General features: G+C 39.8%; 2 protein-coding genes. Both read right to left on the reverse strand.

Annotated features, from left to right (window positions below; all coding sequences use genetic code 11):
- Positions 1-232: 232 nt before the first annotated feature.
- Positions 233-988, reverse strand: a complete 756-nt coding sequence (istB, locus tag ADIAL_RS00015) for an IS21-like element helper ATPase IstB (RefSeq protein WP_022796280.1) — start codon at positions 986-988, stop codon at positions 233-235.
- The gene (istA, locus tag ADIAL_RS00020; protein WP_034298398.1) at positions 978-2,534 is read right to left on the reverse strand and encodes an IS21 family transposase; all 1,557 of its coding nucleotides are present in this window, start codon (positions 2,532-2,534) and stop codon (positions 978-980) included. Before istA ends, istB begins: the two co-directional genes overlap by 11 nt.
- Positions 2,535-2,706 lie beyond the last annotated feature (172 nt).

The following is a 2,706-nucleotide window of genomic DNA, read 5'->3' on the forward strand; positions in this document are numbered from 1 at the left end:
AGTTGGCATCAGTGGTACAAATAAGTGGCAGTAGTCATGTACTTAAAAAGCTGACTACTGCCACTTATTTGTACCACTGATGCCAACTTTCTTACCACTGTTTGCCAAAGATTGTACCACCTTTTGCCAGCTTAATGTACCACTATAGAAATATCCCATAACCACTGTGATTTAAGTTGGTCATGGGATATATTTACATAATCCATAGGATTATATTTTTCAAAGTAATGTCCTAGAAGTTATTGGATAAACCCAGTCGTTCACGCATAGATGTTTCACCATCGATAGTGATAGTGTATGAGTTATGGACGATTCGGTCAATAACTGCTTCGCCTGTTGGCCCACCTCCGAGTTTAGAATGCCATCCCGCAGTATTGAATTGGGTACAGAAGATCGTAGATGTCGTCTTTTCCCGTTTTTCTATGATTTCCATGGTCAAGTATAGTTCTTCTTCTGTTAAGTCATGAAGAAGCCACTCATCAATAATGAGTAGTTCTTTCTTGGTGTACTTACGCATTAATTTTTTATAGCTGTCATCTGGCTGATTTTTTGCTATCTTAAACTCATCTAGGAGTTCAGGTAGGCGAACATATTGAACCTTATAAAATTGACGACAAGCAGCTATGCCAAAGGCACAGGCTAAGTAGGTTTTCCCAGCTCCAGTTGCTCCCATCAGAATGATATTGTTCTTATTTTCTAAATACAGACCAGAAGCTAAGCGTAAGATCTCTTCTTTTGGTAACCGTCGGTCTTCGAAATATTGAATCTCCTCAATTGATGCTGAAGGAACTTCGAATGCAGCTTGCCTTATTAAGCGTTGAAGCTTATTGCTTTTGCGACGAGAATGTTCGCTGTCTACTAATAGCTTAAAGCGATCTTCGAAGCCCAGATCGTTATATTGCTTGTTTTGTGCCTGTTGCTTATAGGCCTCTGCCATGCCACTCATTTTCATTTCAATCAATTTAGTTATTGTGTCTTCATTCATCATTCAGTCGTCCTCCATAGTAGTCAGCTCCACGGGTAAATCCATGATTCTGAGTTAATTTATCTAGTGCTTTTTTCATTTGGTCTTCTTCTGCCTGTTTCTGATTATTTTTAAGCGCTGTTTTAATGAGAGAGACCGTCGGTCTTTTAGTGACGTCCAGTACTGTTTGACAGGCTTTTTCTAACTCGTACTTTGTGTACTTGCGTAATACATTCTTAAGAATGAAGATAGAGTGAACCCCTTGCCGCTCAACGGCAGCGTTTTTTAGAATTAATTCGACGACTTGTAAGGTAGACCGTCCAATATCTTTCCCCCATGCAATCGCATTTTGTGGAGTTTGGTCTGTGTATAATTTATGGTCATCTGGCATATGATCTCGGTTAGTAGACTGACTGCCATATTTCCCATATAATCGTGAATGAGAAGCGATTCTCATATGGTTGTAGAATACTTCAATAAGATGATCTGTCACTTTCACATCTACCTGTTGACTGATATATTCATAGGGAACAGAATAAAACTGACTTTTAACAGAGATATGATAGTCTGGTTGAACTTTGGCGGCTAACCATTCAGACATCTGATAAGGTGTTGGCGGGAGAGGAGAAAGGTAGGCTTTCTCTTCTTCTAAAAACGCTGACCACCTAGAACCTTCACGTTTAGTAAAATCACGATGATTGAATTCCTCTAATTTCTCTTTGGCAACGTCATTCCATTCCTTTAGAGTGAAGCATTGAGTATGCCTCATGGCAGCGATAATCCAAGTCGAGATTGTGCGAACAGAGCCTTCTACTGATGCTTTGTCCTTTGGATATTTTACTCGAGCGGGCATAACGACTGTGCCGTAATGATTCGCCATATCTTTGTAAGTAGGATTGAGCACCAACTGCTTTCGTGTATTTTCCTGAACGCCTGTTTTTAAGTTGTCAGGGACTAGAATGTCACTCACACCCCCAAAATAGTCGTAAGCATGTCTATGGGCAGTGATCCACGACGTTAAGTTCATGGATAAAAATCCTTCAATGTAGGACAATTGACTACTAGGAAGTGTGGCTACGAATACATAGACTTTTACCTTCTCACCAGTATCTCGGTCAATTACAGCACCGGTTGATCCCGACCAGTCGACTTCCAGTATTTCTCCTGGCTTTCGTTTAATTCGCATAGTTGCCTTATGTTTTTCTGCATATTTTCTATAATGACGAACGAAACTACGATAGGCATAGGGAATAGCGTTTTCTGCTCGACATTGTGCTTCATATTCATGATGAAGCAGTGTTAAATTGACATTCTTCTTTGCCAACTCTTTGTGAATGTATTCAAAATCAATTGGTCTGTAACCTGAACCTTCCATTGTTTTTTCAGGATACAAAAGCTCTTCTAGCCATTTATCTGTCATCTCATCTGTTAATGGAAATGTCACCTCCTTTTTTTCCGCAAGTCGAATGACTTCCGTTATTTTTTGTCTTGAATGCCCAGTGGCTGCACGAATACTTCGAAGCGAAAAGCCATCAGAGCTCATCTCCAATACTTTCCTATATTGGAACATAAAAAAACCTCCATATAATCAATGTCATGCTTTAGGCTTAAATGCCGTAGGCATGCACATTAATTATACAGAAGTTAATAAGTGGTAAACAGATTGGCAATGACTGGTACATTTTATGGCAAAGCGTGGTACAAAACTTGGCAACGCTGGTACATTCAACTGGCAGTAGTCA

Origin of the sequence: Alkalibacterium sp. AK22 (genome assembly GCF_000585255.1) — a bacterium.
In the GTDB taxonomy this organism is placed as follows: domain Bacteria; phylum Bacillota; class Bacilli; order Lactobacillales; family Carnobacteriaceae_A; genus Alkalibacterium.